Source organism: Mycobacterium sp. (assembly GCF_965230835.1).
GTDB lineage: Bacteria > Actinomycetota > Actinomycetes > Mycobacteriales > Mycobacteriaceae > Mycobacterium.
The window spans coordinates 1,174,735-1,197,426 of the sequence record NZ_CBDDLW010000002.1 but is presented as its reverse complement, the minus strand read 5'-3'; the positions used below and the strand labels follow the sequence as shown (position 1 = coordinate 1,197,426).

General features: G+C 62.8%; 18 protein-coding genes and 2 pseudogenes. 16 read left to right on the top strand and 4 right to left on the bottom strand.

Annotated features, from left to right (window positions below):
* Positions 1–180: 180 nt before the first annotated feature.
* The 8 genes from mtrB to ACO07W_RS05930 all read left to right on the top strand — a co-directional run bounded on the left by mtrB (position 181) and on the right by ACO07W_RS05930 (position 10,996).
* Positions 181–1,860 carry an MtrAB system histidine kinase MtrB gene (gene mtrB / locus ACO07W_RS05965; RefSeq protein ID WP_421841614.1) on the top strand — a complete coding sequence of 560 codons (1,680 nt, stop codon included), beginning with the start codon at positions 181–183 and terminating at the stop codon, positions 1,858–1,860.
* Entirely contained in the window at positions 1,860–3,626 is a 1,767-nt protein-coding gene (gene lpqB, locus ACO07W_RS05960; protein WP_421841612.1) for an MtrAB system accessory lipoprotein LpqB, read from the top strand. The genes mtrB and lpqB overlap by 1 nt, the downstream gene beginning before the upstream one ends.
* 64 nt (positions 3,627–3,690) lie before the next feature.
* Positions 3,691–4,521 (top strand): hypothetical protein, encoded by an 831-nt coding sequence (locus ACO07W_RS05955; protein WP_421841610.1) that lies wholly within the window; start codon positions 3,691–3,693, stop codon positions 4,519–4,521.
* A gap of 36 nt (positions 4,522–4,557) precedes the next feature.
* On the top strand, positions 4,558–5,208 hold the full coding sequence (locus ACO07W_RS05950; protein ID WP_421841608.1) for a ComF family protein: 651 nt from the start codon (positions 4,558–4,560) through the stop codon (positions 5,206–5,208).
* Between the two features lie 333 nt (positions 5,209–5,541).
* Positions 5,542–6,243, top strand: a complete 702-nt coding sequence (gene hpf, locus ACO07W_RS05945) for a ribosome hibernation-promoting factor, HPF/YfiA family (protein ID WP_421841606.1) — start codon at positions 5,542–5,544, stop codon at positions 6,241–6,243.
* Between the two features lie 108 nt (positions 6,244–6,351).
* Entirely contained in the window at positions 6,352–9,198 is a 2,847-nt protein-coding gene (gene secA / locus ACO07W_RS05940) for a preprotein translocase subunit SecA (RefSeq protein WP_421845832.1), read from the top strand.
* A 153-nt stretch (positions 9,199–9,351) separates the two neighbouring features.
* Positions 9,352–9,834 carry a cation:proton antiporter regulatory subunit gene (locus ACO07W_RS05935; protein WP_421841604.1) on the top strand — a complete coding sequence of 161 codons (483 nt, stop codon included), beginning with the start codon at positions 9,352–9,354 and terminating at the stop codon, positions 9,832–9,834.
* Positions 9,835–9,838: 4 nt separating this feature from the next.
* Complete coding sequence (locus tag ACO07W_RS05930; protein WP_421841602.1) at positions 9,839–10,996, top strand: cation:proton antiporter; 1,158 nt, start codon at positions 9,839–9,841, stop codon at positions 10,994–10,996.
* 19 nt (positions 10,997–11,015) lie between these two features.
* Here ACO07W_RS05930 and ACO07W_RS05925 read toward each other — a convergent pair whose 3' ends face one another.
* Complete coding sequence (locus tag ACO07W_RS05925) at positions 11,016–11,579, bottom strand: Rv3235 family protein (protein ID WP_421841600.1); 564 nt, start codon at positions 11,577–11,579, stop codon at positions 11,016–11,018.
* A 230-nt stretch (positions 11,580–11,809) separates the two neighbouring features.
* Between ACO07W_RS05925 and ACO07W_RS05920 the strand changes: the two genes are divergently transcribed.
* The 6 genes and pseudogenes from ACO07W_RS05920 (at position 11,810) to ACO07W_RS05895 (ending at position 17,474) form a co-directional block, all read left to right on the top strand.
* A complete protein-coding gene (locus tag ACO07W_RS05920; protein ID WP_421841598.1) occupies positions 11,810–13,219 on the top strand; it encodes a WS/DGAT/MGAT family O-acyltransferase in 1,410 nt (469 codons plus the stop codon).
* Between the two features lie 66 nt (positions 13,220–13,285).
* Positions 13,286–14,149 carry a polyphosphate kinase 2 gene (gene ppk2 / locus ACO07W_RS05915; RefSeq protein ID WP_421841596.1) on the top strand — a complete coding sequence of 288 codons (864 nt, stop codon included), beginning with the start codon at positions 13,286–13,288 and terminating at the stop codon, positions 14,147–14,149.
* Positions 14,150–14,245: pseudogene (locus ACO07W_RS05910) on the top strand (2-isopropylmalate synthase); the annotation flags it as partial.
* A 32-nt stretch (positions 14,246–14,277) separates the two neighbouring features.
* Entirely contained in the window at positions 14,278–14,775 is a 498-nt protein-coding gene (locus tag ACO07W_RS05905; protein WP_421841594.1) for a DUF6912 family protein, read from the top strand.
* Between the two features lie 190 nt (positions 14,776–14,965).
* Positions 14,966–16,108: a ferredoxin reductase gene (locus ACO07W_RS05900; protein WP_421841592.1), complete on the top strand. Its 1,143-nt coding sequence runs from the start codon at positions 14,966–14,968 to the stop codon at positions 16,106–16,108.
* A gap of 79 nt (positions 16,109–16,187) precedes the next feature.
* Positions 16,188–17,474 (top strand): fatty acid desaturase family protein, encoded by a 1,287-nt coding sequence (locus tag ACO07W_RS05895; RefSeq protein WP_421841590.1) that lies wholly within the window; start codon positions 16,188–16,190, stop codon positions 17,472–17,474.
* A 57-nt stretch (positions 17,475–17,531) separates the two neighbouring features.
* On the opposite strand, the gene rsgA is transcribed toward ACO07W_RS05895, so the two are convergent.
* The gene (gene rsgA / locus ACO07W_RS05890) at positions 17,532–18,524 is read right to left on the bottom strand and encodes a ribosome small subunit-dependent GTPase A (protein WP_421841588.1); all 993 of its coding nucleotides are present in this window, start codon (positions 18,522–18,524) and stop codon (positions 17,532–17,534) included.
* Positions 18,521–19,831 (bottom strand): 3-phosphoshikimate 1-carboxyvinyltransferase, encoded by a 1,311-nt coding sequence (gene aroA, locus ACO07W_RS05885; RefSeq protein ID WP_421841586.1) that lies wholly within the window; start codon positions 19,829–19,831, stop codon positions 18,521–18,523. The genes rsgA and aroA overlap by 4 nt, the downstream gene beginning before the upstream one ends.
* A 53-nt stretch (positions 19,832–19,884) precedes the next feature.
* Here aroA and ACO07W_RS05880 point away from each other — a divergent pair, with 53 nt between their 5' ends.
* Positions 19,885–20,664, top strand: a complete 780-nt coding sequence (locus tag ACO07W_RS05880; protein ID WP_421845831.1) for an SOS response-associated peptidase — start codon at positions 19,885–19,887, stop codon at positions 20,662–20,664.
* A gap of 160 nt (positions 20,665–20,824) precedes the next feature.
* Here ACO07W_RS05880 and ACO07W_RS05875 read toward each other — a convergent pair.
* Positions 20,825–21,262: pseudogene (locus ACO07W_RS05875) on the bottom strand (short chain dehydrogenase); the annotation flags it as partial.
* 128 nt (positions 21,263–21,390) lie between these two features.
* On the opposite strand from ACO07W_RS05875, the gene ACO07W_RS05870 reads away from it, so the two are divergent.
* On the top strand, positions 21,391–22,665 hold the full coding sequence (locus ACO07W_RS05870; protein WP_421840071.1) for an IS256 family transposase: 1,275 nt from the start codon (positions 21,391–21,393) through the stop codon (positions 22,663–22,665).
* Positions 22,666–22,692: the final 27 nt, after the last annotated feature.

The window sequence follows — 22,692 nt, the reverse complement described above, 5'->3', positions numbered from 1 at the left end:
TGCAGAGCGCTGCGATGCTGAGGAGCGCCGCGATGCCGAGAAAAACCGTAAAACCACCACTGGTGACGATAGAAATCCTCGAAATGTGGCGGAACCCGCGGCCGCACAGCGGTTAGTAGCAGCTGTCTCTGTTGCCTGCGGGGGAGTGCGGGTTTCTGCCACGTGCTCGGGACGGCGCCTATGATGTGGGGCTCGCGGCGACGGGTTCGGAGCAGATGGGGGCGCTCTGGCCCGATGACGCGCGGTATGACCGCGGTGCGTCGAGTTGTGGGCGTCGCTTGGCGGCGGTCGTTGCAGCTGCGAGTGGTGGCGCTGACTCTTGGACTCTCGTTCGCAGTTATTTTGGCCCTCGGCTTCGTGCTTACCAGTCAAGTTACGAATCGTGTCCTCGACATCAAGGTCAAAGCCGCCATCGACCAGGTCGAGCGCGCGCGCACCACGGTCACCGGGATCGTCAACGGCGAAGAAACTCGCTCGCTGGACAGTAGTTTGCAGCTCGCCCGCAACACCTTGACCTCGAAAACCGAACCGGCCTCGGGAGCCCGTCTAGCCGGGGCGTTCGACGCGGTGCTGGTGGTGCCGGGGGATGGGCCGCGGGCGGCTTCCAGCGCCGGACCCGTCGACCAGGTGCCAGCGGCGTTACGGGGCTTCATCAAGGTCGGTCAAGCGGCCTACCAGTACGCGACGGTGCACACCGAGGGCTTCTCAGGGCCGGGGCTCATCGTTGGCACACCGACCTCGTCGCGGGTGGCCAACCTGGAGCTGTATCTGATCTTTCCGCTGGTCAACGAGCAGGCCACGATCACGCTGGTGCGCGGGACCATGGCTACCGGTGGCGTAGTGCTGTTGGTGTTGCTTGCCGGAATAGCGTTGCTCGTCTCGCGACAAGTCGTGGTTCCGGTGCGGTCTGCGTCGCGGATCGCCGAACGGTTCGCCGAGGGCCATCTGTCCGAACGTATGCCCGTGCGCGGTGAAGACGACATGGCGCGGCTCGCAGTGTCGTTTAACGACATGGCCGAAAGTCTGTCCAGACAGATCACCCAGCTCGAAGAGTTCGGCAACCTGCAGCGCCGGTTCACTTCTGACGTCAGCCACGAGCTGCGCACACCGCTGACGACTGTGCGGATGGCCGCTGATCTGATCTACGATCACAGCTCCGACCTCGATCCGACGCTGCGGCGGTCCATTGAATTGATGGTCAGCGAACTGGACCGGTTCGAGACGCTGCTCAACGACTTGCTAGAGATCTCCCGGCACGACGCCGGGGTGGCTGAGTTGTCGGTCGAGTCGGTCGACCTGCGCGACACGGTAAACAACGCGTTGGGCAATGTAGGCCACCTGGCCGAGGAGACCGGCATCGAACTACTCGTGGAGATGCCCGCCGAAGAGGTGATCGCGGAGGTCGATGCGCGACGGGTCGAACGGATACTGCGCAATCTGATAGCCAATGCCATCGACCACGCTGAACATAAGCCGGTGCGGATCCGAATGGCCGCCGACGAAGACACGGTCGCGGTAACCGTCCGCGACTATGGGGTCGGGCTGCGGCCCGGTGAGGAGAAACTGGTGTTCAGCAGGTTCTGGCGCTCGGACCCGTCGCGGGTGCGACAGTCTGGCGGCACAGGGCTGGGTCTTGCGATCAGTATCGAGGATGCGCGGTTGCACCAGGGTCGGCTAGAAGCATGGGGCGAGCCCGGCAAGGGGGCTTGCTTCCGGTTGTCGCTTCCCCTTGTGCGCGGCCACAAAGTCACTACGAGCCCTCTGCCCATGAAGCCAATACCGCAATCGGCGGCGCAACCGAACTCGACTGACTCCGCAGAGCGTCAGCACCACCGCGAGCATGCCGAGAGGCGCGGGTAATGCGGCGGCTCCACGTGGTACTGGCCTTTTCGCTGCTGGCGGTTGTTCTTGTCGGCTGCGCAGGTGTACCCAGTTCCTCGGCGCCGCAGGCCATCGGTACCGTCGAGCGGCTGGCGCCCTCGAATCTGCCGACACCAACACCGGGCATGGACCCCGACCTGTTGCTGCGCGAATTCCTCAAAGCCACAGCCGACCCGGCCAACCGGCATCTGGCGGCACGTCAATTCCTTACCGAATCGGCCTCCAATGGTTGGGACGACGCCGGCAGTGCGCTGCTGATCGATCACGTGGTGTTCGTCGAAACACGGAGTGCCGAAAAAGTTTCGGTGATCATGCGGGCTGACATCCTGGGTTCGCTGTCCGACATGGGGGTGTTCGAGACCGCCGAGGGGATGCTGCCGGATCCAGGGCCGATCGACTTGGTCAAAACGTCGGGTGGTTGGCGGATCGACCGGTTGCCCAACGGCGTCTTCTTGGACTGGCAGCAATTTCAGGCGACCTACAAACGCAATACGCTGTACTTCGCCGACCCTACTGGCAAAACCGTAGTGCCCGATCCGCGCTACGTGGCGGTGTCCGACCGCGATCTAATGGCGACAGAGCTCATTTCCAAGCTGCTGGCAGGACCGCGTCCCGAGATGGTGCACACGGTGCGGAATTTGCTCGCCCCGCCGTTACAGCTGGGCGGGCCCGTGACCCGCGCCGACGGTAGTAAGACCGGAGTTGGCCGCGGCTACGGCGGCGCCCGCATTGACCTGCAGAAACTATCCACCACCGATCCGCACAGCAGGCAACTGCTCGCCGCGCAGATCATCTGGACGTTGGCCCGGGCGGACATCAGGGGGCCGTACGTGATCAACGCCGATGGCGCACCATTGGACGATAGGTTCGCTGACGGCTGGAAAACGTCCGATGTAGCAGCTACCGACCCTGGTGTGGCCGACGGCGCGGGCGCGGGTTTGTACGCCTTGGTCAACGGTTCGTTGGTAGCGCAGGACGGACAGAGCGTCGCCACCGTGCCCGGAGCATACGGACGGATGGCGGAGCAGACCGCCGCTGCGCTCTCGCGCAGCGGCAACAGGGTTGCGTCGGTGGTGACCCTCCGGCGCGGCGCTCCGGACGTCGCTGCTTCGTTGTGGATCGGTGATCTCGGTGGCGAGGCGGTTCAGTCCGCCGACGGACATAGTCTGTCGCGGCCCAGCTGGTCGCTCGACGACGCGGTTTGGGTGGTGGTCGACGCTAACAATGTCCTGCGGGCGATCCAGGAACCGGCGTCGGGGCAGCCAACGCGCATACCGGTAGATTCAACCGCAGTTACCAGCCGGTTCCCGGGGCCGATCACCGACCTGCAGCTGTCCCGTGACGGGACCCGTGCGGCGATGGTGATTGGTGGGCAAGTGATCCTTGCGGGCGTCGAGCAAACAACAGCCGGTCAGTTCGCTCTGATATTCCCCCGGCGGCTGGGTTTCGGACTGGGCTCTTCGGTGGTGTCTTTGTACTGGCGAACCGGTGGCGACATCGTGGTAACCCGCACCGATGTTGCTCACCCGGTGTCATATGTGAATCTCGACGGAGTGAATTCCGACGCGCCGGCTCGCGGATTGCAGGTTCCGGTAGACGCGATTGCGGCCGACCCGTCGACGGTGTACGTGGCGGGCCCGCGGGGGGTACTGATGTACTCTGCTTCGGCCGGGGAAGGTCGGCAGGGCTGGTCGGAGGTATCGGGACTGATGGTGCCCGGGGCGGTGCCGGTATTGCCGGGGTGAGGGTCAGCCTTCAAATTGTGGGTTTGCCGCACCGGCTACCCTCGCTGTGAGGAGGCGCTTGTCGATGTCGCCTAGAGTTCCCAGGTTGCGTTGGGATGATCCATTCGGTGCGTTGGACACGCTGTCATCGTTGTGGTCGGCGACGGGGCTGCCGTTAGTCGGCAACGGAGCTGCGCAAGCAGTTGCGGCGCCTTACCGGACGTTGTTCACGACGCTGCAGCAGCTGCTCGTCGGCAAGCAAGTCACGGTACGCATCGGCAACCACAATGTGATGCTGACCGTCACCGAGCTGGACGCGGCACTCGAACCGCAGGGGCTCGCGTTCGGTCAGCTTGGCCAGGTCCGGGTCGCGGCACGAGACATTAGGTGGGATCAACAGCACCTAGACCGCGCAGTCGCGGTGCTACGGAATGTGCACATCCGTCCGGGAGTTCCGCCGCTGGTGGTGGCCGCGCCCGCGGAATTGTCGTCGGTACTGCCGGCAGAGATTTTCAATGACGTGCTGCGTCAAGCGGCACCGCGGCTGTGTGGTGAGTTATGCGACGACGGAAACGCCAGACTGAGCTGGGCGCGTCTGCCTGGCTGGGGAAGCATCGAGGTAAGTGTCGACTTGGTGGGGACGATGTTGTGGCTTCGACCGAGGGCCTTGATTACCAGAAGACGACGATGGACACTGCCGGCGCGGTGTCCTGCCTATCGGGTGCCACTGCCTGAGCTGCCACGTGGGCTGTTGCTTACCGATGTGAATCCTGGCTTAGATACCTTGGAGCTCTCGGCCACCTTGCCGGAATGGCGAACAGAGTTGCCGCTGCGCCATCTGGAAAACCTCATCACCGGGTTGAGCCAGGGCGTGCTCAGTTTCAGCTGGCCGTCGCTGCTCAGAGGTTCCGACTAGACCCGCGGTGTCATACCCGGCAGGCATGCTTGCGTTGTGCTCGACCTCATCCTGCCGCTGGAGTGCGGTGGCTGTGGGGCGCCATCGACTCGCTGGTGCGACGCCTGCGCAATGGAGCTCTCGCTGGCTGACGACCGACCGCACGTGGTGAGCCCGCGCGTGGATCCACAGGTTCCGGTATTCGCTCTGGGCCACTATGCGGGCGCGCGGCGTCAAGCGATCCTCGCGATAAAGGAACGCGGCCGGGGCGACCTGGTGTCGCCGATGGCGCAGGTACTCGCTGCCGGCATGGACCGGTTGCTGTCGTGGGGCATTGTCCAAACCCCGTTGACGATAGTTCCTGCGCCGACGCGACGCTTGGCGGCGCGAAGACGCGGTGGTGACCCTGTCGCCCGAATAGCGCGGATTGCCGGGTTGTCGCTGGTCGCCACGGCGGGACATCCGGACGTCACCGTCGTCCAGGCATTGCGAATCAGGGCTGTGGCCCGGGACTCGGCAGGCCTTGGCGCGTCGGCCCGAAAACGCAACATTGCTGGTCGCGTGGCGTTGCAGCGCCGCCAGTTGCGCAATGAGGTCGTGATCGTCGACGACGTTGTCACCACTGGGGCGACGGCCCGCGAGTCGGTCCGGATCCTGAAAACAGCTGGCGTGCAGGTGGCTGCCGTACTGGCGATCGCCTCGGCTTGACGGAGTCCTCCCAGGCTGGGCAGCGGTCAGAAACTGCCTGAAGCAATGAAGTTGCCAAGAGAACGTGAAGAACTCGCAACGCGTCTGCCAATTGGGTGGCACGGCAAGGCGAACAGAGGCTAACGTCGAGATCAGTCTTAATGATTCAAGGTCACGATATTCCCAGGTCGAGGTAGCAAGCAGTACGTGCGGCGGGAGGTGAGTACTCGACATCTTGCATCGGCGAGCCGCCTGCAGCGGTGACGTTTCTCAAACCGCTCTCACCTCGTCGGCGCGTATCTGAATGCCAGGCACGCAGGGTGCGTGTGACACGAGAGAAACGAGTTGTGGCGTATGTCAAGGCTAACCGTGGATTCCGAGCTGGTTCTAGACCAATCGGCTGGAACGGACGAACCACTTGAACCGACAGCGAAGGCCGAGATCGTATTCAAGGGCCGTAATGTCGAGATCCCCGATCACTTCCGCACCTACGTCTCACAAAAACTCGCTCGCCTGGAGCGGTTTGACCGAACTATCTACCTGTTCGACGTCGAACTCGACCATGAACGCAACCGTCGCCAGCGCAAATCGTGTCAACGAGTAGAAATCACCGCTCGCGGGCGCGGGCCAATTGTTCGCGGTGAGGCCGGCGCGAACAGCTTCTACGCCGCTTTGGAGTCGGCAGTGGTCAAACTCGAGAGCCGACTGCGCCGTGGCAAGGACCGCCGCAAAGTGCACTACGGGGACAAAACGCCTGTTTCGCTAGCCAAAGCTACCGCCGCGGCGGCGCCGGTTCGGGCCGCCGCGCTGACTGATGCTGAATCAACCGAGCATCGGGACCGCGACCGAGTCGGCGTCGACCGCAACGAGCATGCGCCCGGACGGATCGTTCGCACTAAGGAACACCATGCCAAGCCGATGTCAGTCGACGACGCGTTGTACGAGATGGAACTTGTCGGACATGATTTTTTCTTGTTCTTCGACAAAGACACCGAACGGCCGTCCGTCGTGTACCGTCGGCATGCCTACGACTACGGGTTGATCCGCCTCGCCTGACCAGGTGCTGATCGGCGCACAGTCCGACGTTCGACACCGTCGCGGACGTGTCACCTACGATGGATGGCGCCTTATGTCGAAGATCTACATCCAACAGGGGACATAGCTGTGCTGTCGAAGTTGCTGCGCCTTGGCGAAGGTCGCATGGTCAAGCGTCTGAAGCGGGTGGCCGACTATGTCAATACGTTGTCCGACGACGTCGAGAAGCTCACTGACGCCGAGTTGAGGGCAAAGACTGACGAGTTCAGAAAGCGCCTCGACGATGGCGAAAGCCTCGACGACCTACTGCCTGAAGCGTTCGCGGTGGCCCGTGAAGCCGCCTGGAGAGTGCTCGACCAGCGGCCGTTTGACGTGCAGGTGATGGGTGCCACGGCCCTGCACCTGGGCAACGTCGCCGAGATGAAGACCGGTGAAGGTAAAACCCTGACCTGCGTGTTGCCTGCCTATCTCAATGCCCTGGCCGGCGAAGGCGTCCACATTGTCACCGTTAACGACTACCTGGCCAAGCGTGACAGCGAGTGGATGGGCCGCGTGCACCGGTTCCTTGGGTTGCAGGTTGGGGTGATCTTGTCCGGCATGACGCCCGACGAACGTCGAGCGTCGTACAACGCTGACATCACCTACGGAACCAACAACGAGTTTGGCTTCGACTACCTGCGTGACAACATGGCGCACTCTTTGGAGGAGTTGGTGCAGCGCGGGCACAACTTTGCCGTTGTTGACGAGGTCGACTCCATCTTGATTGACGAGGCCCGCACCCCGCTGATCATCTCCGGGCCCGCTGACGGCGCCTCGAACTGGTACACCGAGTTCGCGCGCTTGGCGCCGTTGATGGAGAAGGACACACACTATGAGGTCGACCTGCGTAAACGCACCGTCGGCGTGCATGAACTAGGGGTGGAGTTCGTCGAAGACCAACTTGGCATCGACAACCTCTACGAGGCAGCCAACTCTCCGTTGGTCAGCTACCTCAACAACGCGCTGAAAGCCAAGGAGCTGTTCAGCCGCGACAAGGATTACATCGTTCGCGACGGCGAGGTCCTCATTGTCGACGAGTTCACCGGGCGCGTGTTGGTCGGCCGTCGCTACAACGAAGGTATGCACCAGGCCATCGAGGCCAAGGAGCACGTCGAGATCAAGGCTGAGAACCAGACCCTGGCTACCATCACGCTGCAGAACTACTTCCGGCTTTACGACAAGCTGGCCGGCATGACCGGTACCGCTCAAACCGAAGCGGCCGAACTGCACGAGATCTACAAGCTCGGTGTGGTCACCATCCCCACCAACATGCCGATGGTCCGCGAAGACCAGTCAGACCTCATCTACAAGACCGAGGAAGCCAAATACCTTGCGGTAGTCGATGACGTAGCCGAGCGCTACCAGCAGGGTCAGCCGGTCTTGATCGGCACCACTAGTGTCGAGCGCTCGGAGTATTTGTCGCGGCAGTTCACCAAGCGGCGCATTCCGCACAACGTGCTCAACGCCAAGTACCACGAGCAAGAGGCGGGGATTATCGCCGAGGCGGGCCGGCGCGGCGCCGTCACTGTCGCCACCAATATGGCCGGCCGCGGCACTGACATCGTGCTTGGAGGCAATGTCGACTTTCTGACGGACAAGCGGCTACGTACCCGCGGACTCGATCCGGTGGAGACGCCTGACGAGTACGAGGAGGCTTGGCACGAGGAGCTGCCTAAAGTCAAGGACGAGGCCAGCGGCGAGGCGACTGAAGTGATCGCGGCCGGCGGCCTGTACGTGCTGGGCACCGAACGCCATGATTCGCGGCGGATTGACAATCAGTTGCGCGGTCGATCTGGTCGCCAGGGCGATCCGGGGGAGTCGCGGTTCTACCTGTCGCTGGGCGACGAGCTCATGCGCCGGTTTAACGGTGCTGCGCTTGAGACGTTGTTGACCCGGTTAAACCTGCCCGATGATGTGCCGATTGAAGCCAAGATGGTGACCCGGGCCATCAAGAGTGCTCAAACCCAGGTCGAGCAACAGAACTTTGAGGTCCGTAAGAACGTCCTGAAGTACGACGAGGTGATGAACCAGCAGCGCAAGGTGATTTACGCTGAGCGACGGCGCATTCTTGAGGGCGAGAACTTACAGCAGCAGGCCAAGGACATGCTCTTCGGAGTCATCGCCGCCTACGTCCACGGCGCGTGTAGCGAAGGGTATGCCGAGGATTGGGATCTGGATGCGTTGTGGGCAGCACTTAAGACGCTGTACCCGGTGGGGGTCAAAGCCGACACGTTGACGCGCCCGGACGAAGACTCCGAGCGTGACGATCTCACTGTTGAAGAGCTGCTCGTAGCCCTGCGTGAGGATGCCGAAAGCTCCTATGCTGCAAGGGAAGCCGAGCTCGAAGAACTCGCAGGTGCGGGCGCGATGCGGCAGCTGGAACGCAATGTTCTACTCAATGTGATCGACCGGAAGTGGCGTGAACATCTCTATGAGATGGACTACCTCAAAGAGGGAATCGGGCTGCGTGCCATGGCGCAGCGTGATCCGCTGGTCGAGTACCAGCGCGAAGGTTACGACATGTTTATGGCCATGCTCGACGGAATGAAAGAGGAGTCGGTCGGCTTCCTGTTCAATGTCACCGTGGAGGCGGTCCCGGCCCCGCAGGTCGGCCCCGTCGCAGAGCCCGAGGACCTCACCGAATTCGCGACAGCCGCCGCCGCTGCGGCACAGCAGCACACCTCGAACGGCACGCCCGCTGCTGAACGGGAAGAGGCCCCGACGAAATTGCGGGCCAAGGGCATTGACAGTTCAGGCGCGCAGTCGCCCCCGTTGACCTATTCGGGGCCCGCTGAGGACGGCTCGAACGAGGTACAACGGCGCGGTGGCGGCGATGCGTCGCTCGCGCCGGCAGGCGCGAGCCGGCGGGAGCGGCGCGAAGCCGCTCGCCGTCAAGGCCGAGGGCCCAAGCCGCCGAAATCGGTCAAAAAGCGCTAGAGCGTGCGTACCGTCAGCGCGGCTGCGCGACGGCCGCTACTGGTGCTACGAAGCTGATCGGTTCGATATCGATTCTGTTCGTCGACGGCTCGGCTGGAAGGAAATTGACGGTATCGCTTTAGTCTGAGCGACTCTTCGTCAAGGATTGACGGCATGGATGTCAAGGAGGTGTTGTTGCCCAGCGTGGGCCTGCGCTATGAGTTCACCATTCGGGCAGGCAACCGGATCGGTATTGTGGCACGGCGCGGTGGCGACTTCGACGTCGTGGTATATGCCCGCGACGATCCTGACCAGGCACGGCCGGTACTCCACCTGACTAGCGAAGAGGCCGACACAGTAGCTCAGATTCTGGGCGCACCGCGGATCGCGGAACGGTTCACTGAGTTGGCACGTGAAGTGCCGGGTATCGACACAGGTCAGGTTCATATTCGTCCGGGTAGCCCGTTCGCGAACCGCCCGCTCGGCGACACCCGGGCTCGCACCCGCACCGGTGCATCGGTCGTTGCGATTGTGCGCAACGACGACGTGCTTGCCTCGCCGGGACCGGCCGAACTGCTGCGGGTCGGTGATGTGCTGATAGTGATCGGCACCGAAGACGGTCTTGCCGGGGTCGCGCAGATCGTCGACAAGGGTTGAACTGGTGGAAGTATCGGAGGCGCTACTGTTTCAGCTCGGCGCCCTCCTGGCCACCCTCGCGGTGTTGGGCGCTCTGGCGCGCAGATTCGCGCTTTCCCCGATACCGCTTTACTTGGTGGTGGGGCTGGCGCTCGGTAACGGTGGCATTTTTCATGTGACTGCTGCCGGCGACTTTGTCACCACGGGTGCGCCGATCGGTGTCGTATTGCTGTTGCTGACTCTGGGGCTGGAGTTTTCCGCGACCGAGTTCGCTAGCAGCTTGCGACGCCATCTGCCTTCTGCAGCGTACGATGTCGTCCTCAACGCCACACCCGGCGCCCTGGCCGGTTGGCTGCTCGGGTTGGACGGCGTCGCCATTCTTGGGTTGGCTGGTGTCACCTACATTTCATCCTCGGGTGTTGTCGCGCGCGTGCTCGAAGACTTGAACCGGCTCGGTAATCGGGAAACACCGGCCGTACTGTCGGTGCTGGTACTCGAGGACTTCGCGATGGCCGCATATTTGCCACTGTTCACAGTTCTGGCCTCGGGCGGCAACTGGTTCGAAGCCGTCGGCAGCGTGACCGCCGCTGTGGCCGCTCTGGTGGTGGCGTTTACTGCGTCGTTTCGCTGGGGCCACCACGTTGGCCGGCTAGTCTCACATCCAGATTCCGAGCAGCTGTTGTTACGGGTCCTGGGTCTTACCTTGATTGTGTCCGGACTTGCCGAATTTCTGCACGCGTCTGCTGCCGTTGGTGCGTTTCTGGTTGGGCTCACCCTGACTGGCGATACCGCCGAACGTGCACGCAAGGTGCTCGGACCGCTACGAGATCTGTTCGCCGCGATCTTCTTTCTGGCGATCGGATTGTCCGTTGAATTTAGAGAACTCCTGCCGATGCTTCCTGCGGCCCTGATATTGGCTGTGGTTACTGCGGTTACCAAGGTGCTCACCGGCATGTTCGCTGCCCGGCGCGACGGAGTGGCACGGCGCGGCCAACTGCGCGCCGGTGCCGCGCTCATTGCCCGGGGGGAGTTTTCACTGATAATCATCGGATTGGTCGGCACATCGATCCCGACGGCCACAGCATTGGCGATGTCGTACGTTTTCATCATGGCTATCGTGGGTCCGGTATTGGCCCGCTATGTCGGCAACCCATTGCCGGCCAGATCTACGGCGCTGGATTAGCGCTGCGGCCCACAGATGGTCAACCGATATGCAGGGCTACCACCAGCCACCGGGCTCCACTGGTTGCGGGCACCTTTTCCACGCGGCAGGCGATCGCGTGAACCCGGTCTCCGCGGCGGTAAGTGCCAAACACCTCTGCTGCGGGGTCTGGGCCGTCGCGCCGTACGCGCTGAAGCCGCATCTTGCGCAGTAGCGCAGCGCCGGCGTGGCCGGGTGCTGATCCAACTGTCGCGAGGTTGACTGAGAGCACGGACTCCACGAGGCCCGGTGCTAGCACTGAGCGTAGCTGGGCGACTGGGCGGCGTCGGTCGATGACTTCCAGCACTCGGCGCAGGGCGGCGTCGGCGAAGATTGCCGCTTGGCGCATCGACGGCGACGTGATTTCGGCTGCTTCGAGTGGTGGCGGACTGGCGTGCTGCCGGTTGGAATGCCGGCGATGCGCACGCGGGATCTGCGGCCGCGAGGTCGCATGGGATGATTGGCGGAACTGCGAGACGTTGCACGTCGGTGGCTCGTATTCGACGACGGGCAGCACAGTGAAGGTGTCGCGGCGGTGTGGGCTCGCGATGGGACGACTGGTCAACGGGCACTCCCCAACTCAAACGTGTGAAACAAATTCAACGATTCGAACCGCAGAGCCTGCTGGAGAGTGGCAGACAAATGTTTTCTGACTTTCGGTCGCCTGCAATCATCGCACAATCGAGGCCGTCGTGTACCCGCGCCGTTACGTGCGTGGACTGGCGGTTACCGTGGGCGACAATATTGGTCTACCCGACGAAGTGGTGATGAATTGACCAGAAGGACAGGGCCGTAATGGTGACCCGTTTGTCCGCGTCGGACGCTTCCTTCTATCAATTGGAGGACTCCGCGACCCCGATGTACGTCGGCACGCTGTTGATCCTGAGGCGTCCGCGTGCCGGATTGAGCTACGAGACGCTGTTGGCCACTGTCGAACAGCGGCTACCCCAGATACCGCGCTACCGGCAGAAGATCCGCGAGGTGAAGATGGGTCTGGCCCGGCCTGTGTGGATTGACGATCGCGACTTCGACATCACTTATCACGTCAGGCGGTCCGCGCTGCCCTCACCGGGTAGCGATGAGCAACTGCACGAACTGATCGCGCGTCTGGCCGCGCGGCCGCTGGACAAGTCGCGTCCGCTATGGGAGATGTATCTCGTCGAAGGCTTGTCCAAGAACCGCGTCGCGGTGTACATGAAGTCTCACCAAACGCTGATCAATGGTGTTACTGCACTAGCTATTGGCCACGTTATCGCCGACCGAACGCGGCGTCCGCCGCCGTTTCCCGAGGACATCTGGATACCGGAAGGTGACCCTGGGGCAACTCGATTGGTCCTAGGCGCGATCAGCGACTGGGTGGCGGGGCCGGGGGCGCAGTTGCAGGCTGTCGGCTCCGCGATCGCCGGGTTGGCAACCAACTCCGGTCAGCTAGTCGATGCTGGTCGCCGAATCGTAGATGTCGTGCGAACGGTGGCTCGCGGCACCGCTCCCAGTAGCCCGCTCAATGCGCCGGTTTCGCGCAATCGGAGGCTAACCGTGTCCAGCGGACGCCTCGACGACTATCGGACTGTGCGGGCGCGCTACGACTGTGACGTAAACGATGTGGTGCTGGCGGTGGTCGCCGGTGCGTTGCGTAACTGGCTGTTGTCGCGCGATGAAGGGGTGGCACAGACAGCGACGATTCGGGCGATGGCGCCCCAGTCGGTATACGCCGAGGACCAGCTTGACTCCACCGGTCCGGGCCAGGCGATCAGCGAGGTGACGCCTTTCCTGGTCGACCTGCCGGTTGGGGAGGCCAACGCCGTGGTTCGGCTATCGCAGATCGCGCACGCCACCGAATCAAATCCAGCGGCCCCAAGTCTGGTCGATGCGCGGACAATCGTGACGCTGGCGGGGTTTGCGCCGCCCACTCTGCACGCCATGGGCATCAAGGTGGCGACGACATTTTCTGCGAGGTTGTTCAACCTGTTGATCACCAATGCTCCGGGAGCTCAGTCGCAGATGTTCGTCGCCGGTACCAAGTTGCTGGAGGCCTACACGGTGCCGCCGCTGCTGCACAACCAGGTGCTGGCGATCGGTGTGACGTCCTACGACGGCATGCTGTATTTCGGCATCAATGCCGACCGTGAGGCGATGAGTGACGTCGATATGCTGCCGGGGCTGCTGACGGAATCGCTCGACGAGCTTCTAGAAACGTGCCGGTAGTTGCCGGGGCCGAAATCGCTGGGTGGATATAGCATTCGATGCTGGGTGGATATAGCATTCGATGATGTGAGTACCGCGACAAACGACGGGGCGCAGCCCAAGGCCAAGAAGAAAAAGACTGGCTCAGCTGAGCGCAAGATCCCCGACACTCTGTACCAAGCGGAATTGTTGCGTTTGCAAACAGAATTCGTGAAGTTGCAAGAGTGGGTGCGCCATTCCGGCGCGCGCGTCGTGGTCATTTTTGAAGGCCGCGACGCCGCGGGCAAGGGTGGTGCGATCAAGCGGATTACCCAATACCTCAGCCCGCGGGTGGTGCAGGTAGCGGCTCTGCCGGTGCCGACCGACAGGGAACGCGGCCAGTGGTATTACCAGCGCTACATCGCTCATCTACCTGCCAGGGGCGAGATGGTGCTCTTCGATCGTTCGTGGTACAACCGCGCTGGCATCGAGAAGGTCATGGGATTTTGCACACCGCAGGAGTACGTACTGTTCTTGCGCCAGACGCCGATATTCGAGCAGATGCTGATCGACGACGGGATTCTGCTGCGCAAATACTGGTTTTCGGTCTCTGACACTGAACAACTGCGCCGGTTCAAGGCGCGACGGAACGATCCCGTCCGGCAGTGGAAGCTCAGCCCAACCGATATTGAATCGGTGTACCGGTGGGAGGATTACTCGCGCGCCAAAGACCAGATGATGGTGCACACTCATACCTCGGCCAGCCCTTGGTATGTCGTTGAATCTGACATCAAGAAACACGCGCGGCTGAACATGATGGCCCATCTGCTATCGACGATCGACTATCGCGATGTGGTGAAACCTGAGGTGAAACTGCCGGAGCGGCCGGTCGTGAGCGGCAATTACATGCGGCCGCCACGTGAGCTGATGACTTACGTTGATGATTATGCGGCGAAGTTGATGGGGGATTAGGTGACGATCGCAAGTGCGGCGGAGCCGGGTGCAGCGGGTCGTCGCGGGGTGGCTGTGACGATCGCAAGTGCGGCGGAGCCGGGTGCAGCGGGTCGTCGCGGGATGGCTGGTGGTCGGATGTTGGCCCGATGATCCAGGTTTACATCCCAGCGACTGTGGCGATGTTGCAGCATCTTGTTTCGGCAGGTTCGTTGTACCCGCTCAACGGTACTGCTTTCGCGGTGACTCCGACCTTGCGCGAATCCTATTCTCAGGGTGATGACGATGAACTAGCCGAGGTGGCGTTGCGTGAGGCGGCGTTAGCATCGCTGCGCCTGTTGGCAGCTGATGATGGCGACTCGTTGCCGCGGCGCGCGGTGTTGGCTGCCGAAGTCGACGATGCCACCAACCGCCCCGATCTTGACGATGCCGTCGTCAGATTGGCTCGGCCTGTCGGGATCGATCAGGTGGTGGCCGCATATGTTGATACCGCGGGCGCTGAGCCTGCGGTCACAGCGGCGATTGCGGTTATTGACGCTGCCGACCTCGGGGACGAGGACGCCGATCTTATTGTTGGTGACGCTCAGGACCATGACTTGGCTTGGTACGGGAACCAGGAGCTGCCGTTCTTGCTTGAGCTGCTTTGAGGCCCGACGAGCAATGTCTCGTGGCGTGCGTGGGGACGCGGCTACTGTCGAGCTCTAAGGTGTGACGTATTCGAGGTACCGCGGCCCCCTACGGTACCGTAGGTTACGGTACCGTAGGTTTTGTTGATCGGGGAAAGCCGCTCCTAACCTGGGCGGACGCTAATGGCCCTACCGTGATCAGGAGCTTCCTATGGGCAAGAAGTACGCGCCGATCACTGGCAATGTCGTCGACACCAAGCGCGCGACCGTTGTCGGGGCAGACAGGCATCCGGGGTGGCACGCACTGCGCAAGATAGCCACGCGTATCACCACGCCGCTATTACCCGACGACTATCTGCAACTTGCGAATCCGCTGTGGTCCGCGCGCGAACTGAGGGGTCGTGTCCTAGAGGTTCGCCGGGAGACGGAAGATTCCGCGACCCTGGTCCTGAAGCCGGGCTGGGGCTTCAACTTTGACTATCAGCCTGGCCAGTACCTGGGGATCGGGTTGTTGATAGACGGTCGATGGCGGTGGCGGTCATATTCTCTGACGTCGAGCCCGCTGACCTCGGAGTTGGCGCGGACGGTGACCATCACCGTGAAAGCGATGCCCGAGGGTTTCCTGTCCACTCACCTGGTGGCGGGGGTTGAGCCGGGCACCGTCGTACGACTGGCCGCGCCTCAGGGCAACTTTGTGCTGCCTGACCCGGCGCCGCCTTTGATTCTGTTTCTCACCGCAGGATCTGGGATCACGCCTGTGATGTCGATGCTGCGGACCTTGGCGCGTCGTGACCAGGTTGCCGACATTGTGCATCTGCATTCGGCGCGCACCGATTCTGACGTGATGTTCGCCAGCGAGTTGGCCGCGTTGGCTGCTGATCGCCCCGGCTATCGATTGCGTGTTCGCCAGACGGGTGTCGAGGGTCGGTTGGATCTTGACCAGCTTGGCGCGGAAGTGCAGGACTGGCGTGAACGCCAGACTTGGGTCTGCGGGCCTGAGGGCATGCTCAAACAGGCTGACAGTGTCTGGTCCGCCGCGGGTATCAGCGATCGGCTGCATCTGGAGAGATTCGCTGTGTCCAAGGCGGCGCCAGCCGGAGCGGGCGGGATGGTTACCTTCGCGCGCAGCGGTAGGAGTGTGGCAGCTGACGCTGCGACATCGCTGATGGATGCGGGTGAGGGTGCGGGCGTTCAGATGCCTTTTGGATGTCGGATGGGCATTTGCCAGTCGTGTGTGGTCGATCTGGTAGAAGGGCACGTCCGCGATTTGAGGACGGGTGTCGAGCACGAACCAGGAACCCGAGTCCAGACGTGTGTGTCGGCGGCATCGGGTGATTGCCGACTGGACATCTAGAGGCTACTCCGAGGTAACCTACGGAAGCGTAGGTTACGATAGCGTAGGTCGGGGCGTACCACTGTAGGGAGGGAAGACGATGGCGATCACGGACGTCGACGTATTTTCGCATTTGACGGACGCAGACATCGAAAACCTGACTACTGAGTTGGATGCCATCCGCCAGGACGTTGAAGACTCGCGTGGTGAGCGTGATGCCCGCTACATCCGTCGCACTATTGCCGCCCAGCGCGTGCTTGAGGTAAGCGGCCGGGTGCTGTTGGCGGCCAGTTCGCGAAAGCCTGCATGGTGGGTGGGAACCGTGACCCTGGGTCTGGCCAAAATCATCGAGAACATGGAAATTGGCCATAACGTGATGCACGGCCAATGGGATTGGATGAATGACCCCGAAATTCACTCCTCGGCATGGGAGTGGGACATGACCGGGGTGGCTAAGCACTGGCGTTATACCCACAACTTTGTGCATCACAAGTACACCAACATTCTCGGTATGGACGACGACGTCGGCTACGGGATGCTGCGCGTTACTCGCGACCAGCGTTGGAAGCGTTACAACTTCTTCAATCTGGTATGGAACTTCGTCCTCGCAGTCGGCTTCGAGTGGGGCGTTGCGTTGCAGCACTTGGAGATCGGCAAGATCTTCAAAGGCCGGGCGGACCGAGTGGCGGCCAAGATCAGGCTGCGGGAATTCTCTGTCAAAGCTGGCCGCCAGGTCTTCAAGGACTATGTCGCGTTCCCGGCGCTGACGTCATTGTCACCGGGCGCGACGTACAAATCCACCCTGATCGCCAACGTGGTGGCCAACGTGATCCGAAATGTCTGGTCCAACGCTGTTATCTTCTGTGGTCATTTCCCGGACGGTGCCGAGAAGTTCACTAAGACGGACATGGTTGGCGAAACAAAGGGTCAGTGGTACCTGAGGCAGATGCTGGGCAGTGCCAATTTCGACGCCGGTCCCGCGCTGCGTTTCATGAGCGGCAACCTGTGCCATCAGATCGAGCATCACCTGTATCCGGATTTGCCAAGTAACCGCCTCCACGAAATCTCGGTGCGAGTGCGCGAGATTTGCGACAAGTACGACTTGCCCTACACCACTGGCTCTTTCTTGGTGCAATACGGCAAGACGTGGCGCACCCTGGCCAAACTGTCAGTGCCGAACAAGTATCTTCGAGACAACGTTGACGACGCGCCGGAAACCCGCAGCGAGCGGATGTTCGTCGAGTTGGGTCCGGATTTCGCATGCACCGACCCGACGAATGGCCGCCGGCGTGGGCTCAAGTCCGCGATCGCTGCGGTACGGGGTTGGCGGCGCGACAAGGCCGCCGCGGCTCGATTGGTCAGTGGCACAGAAGATTTAGCTGCCTGAACTCAGACGCGGCGCTGATCGTGAGGCCCGAGCGAAGCGCCGGCAGTAGACGCGCGGTCAGTTCTCTTTGAGCGTCGTCAGCAGGCGCCTAGCCGCGGCGACGCGGCGCATCGCCGCCCCAGACAAGGTGTCTAGTGCGCACTCCGGGTCGGCTGGTGGACCCATGTGCCCACAACCGCGAGAACAGTCCTGAGTGGCCTCACTGAGGTCAGAGAAAGCCAACAGCACGTCGTCAGGCTGGATGTGGGCCAACCCGAACGAGCGGATTCCCGGGGTGTCAATCACCCAGCCCGAACCTGGCACCGAGTCTCCTAGCGATAGCGCCACCGATTGTGTCGACGTATGTCGTCCCCTGCCAATCTCAGTGACTTCGCCGACCGCCCGGTCAGCCTCAGGGACAAGGCGATTGACCAACGTCGACTTGCCAACCCCGGAATGTCCGAGCAACACGGTGATTTTGCCGTCGAGCAAGTCCGCCACGGTCGCTAGGGGATCGTCGCGTCCGGCGACCACGACTGTCAGATCTAGGTCGGCGAACTGTGCGCTGAATGGTTCGGGCGGAGCAAGGTCGGTCTTGGTAAGGCACAGAATCGGCGTGAGCCCGCCGGCGTAGGCAGCGATTAACGCACGGTCTACCAACCCGGTGCGTGGTGGCGGGTCGGCCAGCGCCACCACGATCAGCAGCTGGTCCGCGTTGGCAACGACCACCCGCTCGGTGGGGTCGGTGTCATCGGCGGTGCGCCGCAACACCGTTCGTCTTGATCCCCGCCGGACTATGCGTGCCAGAGTGTCGGGGCGCCCGGACAGATCGCCGACAATGTCGACATTGTCGCCGACGACGATCGGGGTGCGACCGAGTTCGCGCGCCCGCATCGCCGTAACCCGCCAATCGGGGCGTCCGCCCAGAACGCAGCCCCAGCGCCCCCGGTCGACACCGACAACCATGGCAGCTTCTGCATCGGCGTGCCCGGGGCGGGTCTTGGTTCGGGGTCGCGAGCCTTTACCTGAGCGAACCTTGGCGTCCGACTCGTCGTAGTCGTCCGGTCTCAACCGCCGGACCTCCGATCGGCCAGCATGCTCGCCCACAGTCGCGGGAAGTCGGGCAGCGTTTTGGTGGTGGCAGCGATGTCGTCGACCTCGATTCCGGCTACCCGCAGGCCGAGGATGGCGCCGGCCATAGCCATCCGATGGTCGGCGTACGCCCGCCAGAGACCAGGCCGCATTTCTGTTGCCGTGATCACCAGGCCATCGGGCGTCTCCTGGCAATCGCCGCCCAGGCGGTTGATTTCGCTGCTTAGCGCGGCCAGCCGGTCGGTTTCGTGGCCGCGCAGATGCGCGATGCCGCTCAACCGCGATACCGATCCCGGACTGGCTAGGGCCGCCAGCGCCGCCACCGACGGGGCGAGCTCGCCGACGGCGCATAGATCGACGTCAAACCCGTCATATGCCGCCGGTCCGCATACTTCGAGGGATGAATCAGTAAGGGTGACAGTGGCATTCAGCATTCGCAGAATGTCCAGGATGCTCTCGGCGGGCTGGACGCTGGTGGCCGGCCAACCGGTGATGCGAACAATGCCTCCGCTAACCATGGCTGCTGCCAGGAACGCAGCGGCGTTGGTCAGATCAGGTTCGACGTCCCAATGCCGGGCCGCGACCACACCCGGCTGTACCTGCCAGAGGTTGGGAGTCGAGTCGTCGACGTCGACGCCGGCTTGCCGCAGCATCGCCACGGTCATCGCGATATGTGGGGCAGACGGCAGTGTAGAGCCGACGTGCCGAACGATCAGGCCGTCGGTGAACGACGTCCCACACAGCAGCAGGCCGGAGACAAACTGCGATGAGGCCGAAGCATCAATGGCAACCGTACCGCCGGTAACCGACCCATGGCCCCGAACCCGGAAAGGCAGGCCCGCGCCGTCGATCGTGACGCCGAGGCCGCGCAGCGCATTCAGCAGCGCCGCGATGGGCCTGGCCCGAGCCTGCTGGTCGCCGTCGAAGTCAACCGCCGAACTGGCCAGCGCCGCCAGCGGTGGAACAAAACGCAACACGGTGCCAGCCAAGCCGCAGTCAACCCGGGCGTTGGCGCCGGGGACGATCCGGCCGCTGACTTTCAGCTCGGACCCGGCCTCGTCGATCCGCAAGCCCAGGGTCCGCAGCGCTCCGATCATCAGGTCGGTATCGCGGCTGCGTAGCGCACCTGTGATAGTCGATGCGCCCACGTCCTGGGCGGCCGACAGTCCGGCCAGCACCAGGGCCCGGTTGGTCTGTGACTTCGAGCCTGGAACGGTCACCGTTGCACGCACCGGAGTCGGCGCAGATGGGGCCGGCCATGGCCGCTTCGGCTCGTTGCTTGTCACCGTTTCATCCTGCCGTGTCTGCAGCTGTCGTGGGTACCGGGCACCATGGAGTGATGTGCGGGCGGTTTGCGATCACCACTGACCCGGCGCGGCTTGCCGAGAAGATTGACGCGATCGATGAAATAACAGCGGCATCCGTCCCCGGAACCGGGGCACGCACCTGCAACGCCAATTACAACGTAGCCCCCACTGATTCGATCGCGGCGGTGGTGAGCCGCCACAGCGAGCCAGACGACCAACCGGCTCGCCGGGTGCGGCTCATGCGTTGGGGTCTGCTTCCGGTTTGGACCGGGGCCAATTCTGATGGCACACCCGACACCAAGGGCCCATTGCTTATCAACGCGCGTTCAGACAAGGTCGCCACGTCGCCGGTTTTCCGTAACTTGGCGCAGAACAAGCGCTGCCTTGTGCCGATGGACGGCTGGTACGAATGGCGGATCAATCCTGACGTCGTGGTCGGCGGGAAGAGCGCGAAAACACCGTTCTTTATGCACCGAGAAGACGGCGAAATGGTTTTTATGGCCGGGCTTTGGTCGGTCTGGAAGTCGGGCAGTTCCCGTCCGCCGCTGTTGAGCTGCACGGTCATCACCACTGACGCGGTGGGGGAGTTGTCCCGGGTCCACGACCGGATGCCGCTGATGTTGGCCGAAGACGATTGGGACGACTGGCTAAATCCCGACGCCCCGCTAGATCCAGAGCTGCTAGCACGGCGGCCGGATGTCCACGACATTGCGCTGCGTCCCGTATCCACGCTGGTGAACAGTGTGGGCAACAATGGCCCCGAGCTCCTTGAGCGCGCCGAGGCGCAGCCTGGACAGCTGCGGTTGCTCTAGAACGCAGAACCAGCTTTGCACGGCACTGTCGCTTCGTCTGTCGGGCCCCGATGGGCAGGCTCACCGCGGGCGCACCGTGATGTCATTGGTGACAATCTTGGCGGCGCGCGACGCGCAAGCAGCCTCGCTAGCTCCTGTACAGCCGACTGCAGATCGTTGCTTAGGGTGTGCGGTACCCGGGCGGGTTGACGCTGTCCACCCAGAGGTCGACGCCGAGTTGCGCGCCTGGAACACAGTCGTAAACCGACAAGTCGGTGATGCCGGATTCTAGGAGAACGTCTTCGCACAGCACTGAGTTGCCGGTGTACGCACGCGCGGGCTTGTTCAGGATCGCGTAGGCCGCGTCGGCATAAATTTCAGGCCTGCGTGCCCGTTGCATCGCCTCGTCGCCGCCTAGCAAGTTCTGCACCGCCGCGGTGGCTATCAGCGTGCGCGGCCACAAGGTATTGGACGCGATGCCGTGGGTGCGCATCTCTTCGGCGATGCCCAGCGCGCACAGTGTCATTCCGAACTTAGCCATCATGTAGGCCGTCGGTTTGAGCCACTTGGGCTCGAGCAGGATCGGCGGTGAGAGCGTAAGGATATGCGGGTTCTCGCGGCGGTCGCGTCTCATCGCTGGTGTAAATGGTCACGGGCGTAGGTTCCGTCGCAACCGACGAAAGCTATGAAGGAGGGGCTACGCCCGTGACCAAGCGAGTATCGCCGATTGAGCGTGTGCGTGTTGAGATGGATCAGTTGTTCGCCGCGACCGAGCGGCCGTTGACCGAGATTTTGGAGGAGGTCGGGCGGTTATCGGTGCGTCTGGTGTTTCAGGTCGCCGTGGAGGCCGAGGTAGAAGCAGTGTTGGGCCGAGCCCGTCACCAGCGTCGGGTTCAGGACGGCCCGGGCGGGTACCGCAATGGGTATCAACCGCCGGCGACGGTGAAGACCACGATGGGCTCGGTCGAATTATGCCGCCCGAAACTACGCGACACCGACGAGCGGTTCTGTTCGCGGCTATTCGGTGCCGGGGTGACGCGCACCCACGCTCTGGAGGCGTTGGTGATTTCGGGATGGGTGCGCGGTTTGTCGGATCGCGACATCGAGGCCGCGTTGGCCGAGGTGCTGGGCTCGCAGGCGGCGTTGTCGCGCTCGACGGTGAGCCGGATTTGTGCGGCCATCAAAGACGAGTTCGCTGCGTGGTCGTCTCGACGCCTTGATGAGCTGGTGTTGGACTACCTGTTCTTGGATGCCTCGAACTTTCGGATGCATCCCAACGCCCCGGCCGAGCCGGTGCTGGCCGCCTGGGGCATCTGCACCGACGGCAAGCCCCTGTTTATTGGGCTGGCCCCAGCCGCAGCGGAGTCGGCTGATGCGTGGGCCGACTTCTTGGCTGACCTGAGGAACCGGGGACTACGCCCGCCGCTACTGGGCATCTCCGACGGGGCGCCGGGCCTGATCGCCGCATGGGAGACCACGTTTCCGGCAAGCCTGCGTCAGCGGTGTCTGATCCATCGCTGCCGTAACGTCATCGCCAAGACACCTGTCGCGGTCCAGGACGAGATCAAAGCCGCGTTCTGGTCGATCTTCGATGACATTGACCAGCCACCCGGCCAGCAGGCCGTGGATGAAGCCACCCGCCGCGCCGAGGAGTTCACCACCACATACCGCGGGCTCTACCCAGCCGCGGTCGCTTGCCTGGCCAACGACTTCGCCTCGCTGAGCGTGCATTTGCGCTTCCCCCGCCAACACTGGACACGCATCCGCCATTCCAACCTCATCGAACGCACCTTCGGAGAATCCCGTCGCCGGGTCAAGGTCATCGGCCGCCTACCCGGCGAAACCAGCTGTCTGTCGCTGGTATGGGCCGTCCTCGACCGCGCCAGCCGCGGCTGGCGCGGAGTCACCCAAACATCAGCGACCAGCCGCCACCTCCAAGAACTACGCCACCAACTGCTCGAGCCACCCCGCCCACTGCATCCCCCCACCACAACAACCACGACCGACACCACCGCCGCGTAACATGACCACCAGGAACATGCGCCCAGC

Coding starts and splice junctions, on each gene's coding strand:
- ACO07W_RS05895 (WP_421841590.1), top strand. CDS start 16,188: ATGGCGATCACGGACGTCGACGTATTTTCGCATTTGACGGACGCAGAC.
- lpqB (WP_421841612.1), top strand. CDS start 1,860: ATGCGGCGGCTCCACGTGGTACTGGCCTTTTCGCTGCTGGCGGTTGTT.
- ACO07W_RS05905 (WP_421841594.1), top strand. CDS start 14,278: ATGATCCAGGTTTACATCCCAGCGACTGTGGCGATGTTGCAGCATCTT.
- ACO07W_RS05900 (WP_421841592.1), top strand. CDS start 14,966: ATGGGCAAGAAGTACGCGCCGATCACTGGCAATGTCGTCGACACCAAG.
- ACO07W_RS05870 (WP_421840071.1), top strand. CDS start 21,391: ATGGATCAGTTGTTCGCCGCGACCGAGCGGCCGTTGACCGAGATTTTG.
- ACO07W_RS05920 (WP_421841598.1), top strand. CDS start 11,810: ATGGTGACCCGTTTGTCCGCGTCGGACGCTTCCTTCTATCAATTGGAG.
- mtrB (WP_421841614.1), top strand. CDS start 181: ATGATGTGGGGCTCGCGGCGACGGGTTCGGAGCAGATGGGGGCGCTCT.
- ACO07W_RS05955 (WP_421841610.1), top strand. CDS start 3,691: ATGTCGCCTAGAGTTCCCAGGTTGCGTTGGGATGATCCATTCGGTGCG.
- ACO07W_RS05935 (WP_421841604.1), top strand. CDS start 9,352: ATGGATGTCAAGGAGGTGTTGTTGCCCAGCGTGGGCCTGCGCTATGAG.
- hpf (WP_421841606.1), top strand. CDS start 5,542: ATGTCAAGGCTAACCGTGGATTCCGAGCTGGTTCTAGACCAATCGGCT.
- ACO07W_RS05880 (WP_421845831.1), top strand. CDS start 19,885: ATGTGCGGGCGGTTTGCGATCACCACTGACCCGGCGCGGCTTGCCGAG.